Consider the following 6,292-nt stretch of genomic DNA (forward strand, 5'->3'; position numbering starts at 1 on the left):
CGAGCCCCGAATCAGGCGCCTTTCGCTGGCGCCATTACGCCGAAAACACCCGGCCCCTTTACGGCGAAAGGCAACACGCGCCGGCCCTCGGACGGATCCACGCATTGGAGCAGCTATAAGCTTGCTGCGGCATTGGGCGATGTGGGCGCCTCGACGGTACAGCGTATCTGGCGCAAGCATGGCGTGCGCCCTCATCGACTCGATACGCACATGGTCTCGAACGACCCTGACTTCGAGACCAAGGCTGCAGACGTCATAGGCCTCTATCTGAACCCGCCCGCTCATGCGGCGGTGTTTTGTGTGGATGAGAAGACGGCCATTCAGGCCCTGGATCGTAAGGACCGGATGTTGCCGCTGTCGCCAGGCCGAGCCGAGAGCCATGGCTTCGAATACAAACGTAACGGCACGCTGAGCCTGTTCGCTGCGCTCAACACGCGACCGGGGAAGTCATCGGCAAAACCGCGCCACGCCATACCAGCGAGCAGTTCGTCGCCTTCCTCACCGGCGTGATCGCCAGCCAACGGTCTAAGCAAGAAATTCATGTGATCTGCGACAACGTCAGCAGCCACAAAACCGCACGTGTGCAGGAGTTTCTGCAGCAACACCGCAACGTGCGGTTGCATTACACACCGACGTACACGTCTTGGTTGAATCAGGTGGAAAACTGGTTCGCGCGCATCCAACGTGATGTGATCGCGCGAGGCATCTTCACCACTGTGAAGGACTTGGACCGTAAGCTGATGCGATATATCCGCGAGCACAACAAGAATCCGAAGCCGATTAAATGGAAGTACGACGATCCATCGCGCCGAATTCGGCCGGTGCCATTTCAATGATGCAGTGGACTAGCCGATGTCCGAATAGTCGAGAATGCGTCCGTCGTCCGCCGGCCGGCGCTCACCCTCGAACACGAAGCCAGTGATGGCCGACTCGCTGTGGGCACGAGTCAATAGTTCAATCGCCGCGCTTAGCGTTCATCGTTCTTACGTCTTCTTGCATGACTGCGTCCTTGTTGTCTGTGTAAGCATTTCCGAGTAGGCCGGCATAGTCACTGCGGTCAGTACTAACGATCGCGCGCAACGTCTTCGTGAGTGCATTGTCGGAAGGTTGTTTTCCGAAATCACTCGGGCAGTGCAAAGGGAGATGAGTGGCGTCTAGGCCGGCGCGTGCCGTCGTCCGCTAGAAGAAAACCTGTGGACCTCCTGCCTAGCCCTGGCGGAGGAGCGTCATAGGAAACGATCGTGACCTTCATGGCATCAAAAGTGTCTGCCATTGCGAACCCAGCGATAGCAACCTGCTGAGCCACCCTTCAAGAAATACAACGACACGTTCCGGCATCTCGCGGGCGATGACTGCTTGAAACAAGTCGCGGGCGCGCTTGCTGGCAGCTTGCGTCGGCGAAGCGATTTCGTCACGCGATACGGCGGCGAAGAACTCGTCGTGTTTCGCTGTCCGCTTGTAAAGAGGCGGGACTGTGTGTAGCGGATTCGCTAAGGGCGGCAGTGGAAACGCTAGGCGTCCAGTCGACATCGGCGACCGGCGCGCCGGTCACGGTCTTGATCGGCCTTGCATGCACGTCCCCCAGCCTGCCCGAGTCCGCACCCGAGCTGTTGGGCCTTGCATACGCTGACGCTAGTCGGGCGAAAGCGTGCGGCTGCAACCGAGTCGTCGACGCGGCACAGATTCCCGATGTTTTGAGAGATGCAATGACTGCGAGCGCAGTCCAGCGTTTTGGCCACTAACCCCGAACGCGGTGCGCTACACTGCGCAACGGGATCTGCGTCGACCAGCCAAGAGCGGGCGGCTCGCGGCTTTTTTAAGCGCAGTATGCCCGTGCTTGTCACGCTCCAATTGACGCACTTTTGCGATATCTTCCAGCATTCTTTCGGGATCCATAGCATATCGGAGCCCCCGTCATCGTTGGTGACCGGCGGAAGAGCAAGGCATGACGCGGTCCATTAGGGCTAGCCGTTGCCGCCGATGCGCCATAAACCTGCCCCAGCACCTAACTCGCCTGCGTCGATGCCAGCAGCACATACAACGGCGCGATTTCGGAGGACTGGCCGGGGTACCCCATTGACTTGTCTTTGCCGATGTACATCCGGTTCTCCTCCGTCTGTCCGCCGCTCGCCTGCAGCGGGGTTCAGAACGGTCCCGCCGCGACGGCATTCACCCGGATGCCGCGCTCAACATCTGTTTAGCGGCCCCCTGGTTACGTCGGTCATCGCATAGTCGAGTAGATTGGTGAGGGACCGTCCGCATTCACGGACGCCGTATTCATTCGGGGTAGCGGGGCGGAAAGAACCGCACGCGGTTCTACTCGTTAGCGCAAGCGCCGAGGCATCGATTCGCCCTTCGATGAGCATCGTCGAGACGATCGGCTGATATTGTTCTGCTGAAAGCGCAGCCGCGTCTTACACATCGCAGTATTACTGAGGCACATTCGAAGTCCGACCGACAACGGTCGCCGTTGCAATGAATGTCAATGGGCGACGGCGGCGTCCTCGGGGCACGATGATTGCGTGAAACGATCAAAAGGACATCGGACATTATGAGCAAAGGTTCCCCCTCCCCGCCCGGCCTGTGGACGACGCGTCAGTTTGATCCTGTCGATCCGCCCATCGCGGTGTTGATCGTGGACGACGACGAGCTGTTGTTAGCCGCGCTCTCCGCAGCCTGCACTGCCTATGGCTTGCGAACGTTCACCGCCAATGACGGCGCCGGAGCTTTCCGCATGCCCGACTCGTGGTTGCTACACGTTGTCATCCTCGACATCGAGATGAACGACTGCGACGGCTTCGCGGTGGCCGAGGCGATGCGCGGATCGACACGATTCGCGACCGTACCCATCATTGTTCATAGCTCGCTGACCGAAACCGAAATCATTGAACGCGGCAAGGCGGTCGAGATCGACGGGTTCTATCGAAAAGGCGCTTCTTTGGCCGGGCTGTTCAAGATGATCGAGCATGTCGCGCCTGCAAGAACAATCGATGTCTCCCAAATTGGAAGCGCACGCTTTAACAAAAGTTGATCGCGTTCTTCGCGTGCGCGGAGTTGCCGACAGGCGTGGTTCGACCTCTGTTTTACGCAAGCGCCAAATCAGGGTCAGTGGCTGCTATTTGCCGTGCCTTCTCCGGTTGAGGAGACCCGAACAGCAGTGAGCTCGAGGACCCCCGACCTTTCCCCGACAAGCTCGGAGCACTTCGGCATGTTCCGATTCATGAATACAACCCGATACCGGTTTGCCCGACATAGGTGCATTGTCAACGACGGATGGGCTACTTCAGGATTTTGAACAACTGACGATAGTCGACTGGTTTGGCAAGGTGATGATGAAAACCCGCATCCCGTGCCGCCTGGATGTCGCGCTCCCGAGCCCATCCGGTAAGCGCGATGAGCAACATGCCGCTACTACGCGGATCGAGTAGGATATGGCGGGCAACATCGTAGCCCGACATGTCGGGCAATCCGATATCCACCAGCAGCACGTCGGCTTGGAATTCGAACGCAAGACGCAGCGCGGCATGGCCGGTCGCGGCGGTATGTGTTTCGTAGTCGCCGGCCTCGAGCAGCATCGCGAGGCTGAGGGCCGAATCTTCACTGTCGTCGACAATGAGAATCCGGCGTCTGCCGCGCGGCGGCAATACAGCAGGCGCATCGCTGTTATGTCCGATCGTTCGATCAGACGAACGCGGTAGCCGGACGATAAATTCGCTGCCCTTTCCGACACCTGCGCTCGTGACCTTGACGCTGCCACCGTGCTGCTCCGTCAACGCACGTACGAGCGAGAGCCCAATGCCCAAGCCACCTCCGGACCGGGAATGGCCTTCGGGCAGTTGGGAAAACATAGCAAACAGCGTGTCGAAGTGCTCTGGCGCTATGCCGATGCCCGTGTCGCGGACAGCTATGACCAGCTCATCGCCTTCACTACGCACCACCAAGTCGATTGTGCCGCCGGGGGGCGTGTATTTGGCCGCGTTGTTCAAGAGGTTGAGCACGATCTGCGTCAGTCGCGTTGGATCCGCGTTCACGAACACAGGTGCGTCCGGCAGGTTGACACGCAGGTGGTGCGACTGGGTACGAACGAGATCCCTAACGCCTTCAACTGCAAGATCGATGACCGTTGCGAGACTGATGTGTTGCTTGCGAACCTCGAGCTTGCCTTCTGCAATCCGGGAAACGTCAAGCATGTCGTCCACCAACCTGCCAAGCTGCGCCACCTGACGCTCGAGCACGCGCGTGGACCAATTGCGTTGCTCGTCGGCGGACGCCTTCGTCGCCAGCAGCCGAACCGCGGCCTGGATCGGCGCGAGCGGATTGCGCAGTTCATGGGCGAGCGTGGCGAGGAATTCATCCTTATGTCGGTCCGCGCGCTGCAACGCCTCTTCCGCGGCAGTTCTCGCTTCAAGCGCCTCTTCGGCTTGCCGGCGAGCATGCAGAAGCTCTACCTCGTACTTGTGTCGATCGGTGACGACGATGCAGGCAAAGTCGTCTTGTTGGGTTTCACCGACCGTCCGCCGAACGGCGTTGATGAGCATGGGCACCTTGCGACCGTCGCGGCGCAGAACCTCTAGTTTCACCTCAGCGACCGAGCGTTGCAGCTGGAGCAAGGGAGCCCAATGCGTCTGGTGAAACACCTTGCCGCCAATGGTCAGCAAGTCCTGGATGCGACGCTGATCCAACAGCTCGTCTGCCGGGTAGCCCGTCCAGCGACAGAAGGTGGCGTTGACACGCACGATGGTGCCATCGGTTGTCGTGGAGACAAGCCCGCATGGGGCGTGCTCATAGGCCTCGCTCATCGCAGGAAGGGGTTGACGCGTACCGTCCATCTCAAAGGAGCAGCTGTTCAAGGAACTTTTCAGTGGCGTCAGTACACGGACCGGGCGCGCTCAGATGAGGACAATGGCCCACGTTATCGACCACGGCAAGGCGGCTGCCTGGGATCGTCTCGCGCAGGAATTCGCCAACCGACACAGGCGCGAGCAAATCGTCGTTCGACTGAATGATCAGCGTGGGCGTGGTCACGCGTGCGAGATCGGCGCGGTGATCTGACAGGAAAGTCACGCGAGCAAAATGTTTGGCAATGTCCGGGTCGGTGCGGCAGAAACTGTTCGTCAATTCCTGGGCCAGCTCGGGCTGTTCCGGGGCGCCCATGATGGAGGGCGCCATCGTGCTCGACCACCCGAGATAATTACTTTCGAGAGTGTCCAATAACTCTTCGATGTCGCTGCGCTCAAACCCGCCGACATAGCTTCCGTCGTTGATGAAGGACGGCGATGGGCCGATCATCACGTTCGCGGCAAAGCGCTCGGGTGACTTGATGGCCGCCAGCATACCGATCATGGTGCTAACCGAGTGACCGACGAAAACAACCCGGCCCGTGCTGAACTGCTCAACGATCTCCAACACGTCGTCAGCATGGCCTTGCAGGGTGCTGTACTTCTCGCGGTCGTAGGCCGTGAGGTCCGAGTCTCCGCTACCAACCAGATCAAAAAGAATTGTGCGATATCGCTGAGCGAAGGCCGGCGCAAAATCCCGCCACATGTTCTGGTCGCATCCAAAGCCGTGCGCGAAGATCATGGTGGTCGTTGCTGTCCCATCAACATGCACATTGTTACGCTTCGAAATGCCCACCTGATCCCTCGGAGAAGTGTGATTCGCCGTTGTACCGGCAATTGGTGTCTCCTGCATTATCGACCACCCGGTCCACACCGGACAACCTGCGATCTGCGGGCGATGGTCACGTCTTTGGGCGTGCGATGCCGGCCTATTCCTAACTTCATCGTTGCCCTGGTTGTGCTTTGTCGCCGCTTCATGCGTCGTCATCGGCGTAATAACGCGCCGCGGCCTCCAGCATGCGCCGCCGTTCCGCCCGCACGTAGATAGACGTGGTCTGCAATGACGCATGACCGAGAATGGCCTGGACGACATCAGTCGGCATCTCGCGCGCCACGGCCCGCGTGCCGAACGTGTGCCTAAAAGCATGCGCGGAGGTGTTCGCTAACTGTTCGAGGTCGTCGGTGCTGAAGTCCGCCAGCGCCGCACTCTCCTTCGCTAACCGTTGCACGGCCGTTCGCACGAGCCGCCCGAATGCATCGACCGTGTAGGGAGCGTCGTCCGCATCGGCGTCATGCCGCTCGAGCGCGGTGCGGGTAGTCGGGATCCACTGGGGCGCGATCAGCGGCCCCCGCGCTTCCGGTGCATCGAACGCCCGGCCGCGGTCGTGCCAATGTGCGCGCAGTGCCGCGACGGTCGCGCCACTGACCGGCACGGTGCGCTGCTTGCGGCGCTT

At 60.0% G+C, this 6,292-nt stretch carries 5 protein-coding genes and 1 pseudogene; 3 read left to right on the top strand and 3 right to left on the bottom strand.

Features of this window, described 5'->3' with window-relative positions; all coding sequences use genetic code 11:
- Positions 1-78 precede the first annotated feature (78 nt).
- The 3 genes and pseudogenes from NCR34_RS26600 to NCR34_RS26610 form a co-directional block, all read left to right on the top strand.
- Positions 79-836 (top strand): annotated as a pseudogene (locus NCR34_RS26600) (IS630 family transposase); the annotation flags it as partial.
- Between the two features lie 520 nt (positions 837-1,356).
- Entirely contained in the window at positions 1,357-1,482 is a 126-nt protein-coding gene (locus NCR34_RS26605; RefSeq protein ID WP_250501294.1) for a GGDEF domain-containing protein, read from the top strand.
- A 1,069-nt stretch (positions 1,483-2,551) separates the two neighbouring features.
- The gene (locus tag NCR34_RS26610) at positions 2,552-3,031 is read left to right on the top strand and encodes a response regulator (protein ID WP_250501295.1); all 480 of its coding nucleotides are present in this window, start codon (positions 2,552-2,554) and stop codon (positions 3,029-3,031) included.
- A 247-nt stretch (positions 3,032-3,278) separates the two neighbouring features.
- Here NCR34_RS26610 and NCR34_RS26615 read toward each other — a convergent pair whose 3' ends face one another.
- The 3 genes from NCR34_RS26615 to NCR34_RS26625 form a co-directional block, all read right to left on the bottom strand.
- Positions 3,279-4,850, bottom strand: a complete 1,572-nt coding sequence (locus NCR34_RS26615; protein ID WP_250501296.1) for a hybrid sensor histidine kinase/response regulator — start codon at positions 4,848-4,850, stop codon at positions 3,279-3,281.
- On the bottom strand, positions 4,831-5,634 hold the full coding sequence (locus NCR34_RS26620) for an alpha/beta fold hydrolase (RefSeq protein ID WP_250501297.1): 804 nt from the start codon (positions 5,632-5,634) through the stop codon (positions 4,831-4,833). The genes NCR34_RS26615 and NCR34_RS26620 overlap by 20 nt, the downstream gene beginning before the upstream one ends.
- Before the next feature lie 178 nt (positions 5,635-5,812).
- A partial coding sequence (locus NCR34_RS26625) for a tyrosine-type recombinase/integrase (protein ID WP_250501298.1) occupies positions 5,813-6,292 on the bottom strand: 480 nt, incomplete at its 5' end.

It is taken from the genome of Caballeronia sp. GAWG1-5s-s, from assembly GCF_023631445.1.
Classification (GTDB): domain Bacteria; phylum Pseudomonadota; class Gammaproteobacteria; order Burkholderiales; family Burkholderiaceae; genus Caballeronia.

What these genes read in the sequence shown, in the direction of transcription:
- NCR34_RS26610 (WP_250501295.1), top strand. Translation starts at nt 2,552, where the DNA reads ATGAGCAAAGGTTCCCCCTCCCCGCCCGGCCTGTGGACGACGCGTCAG.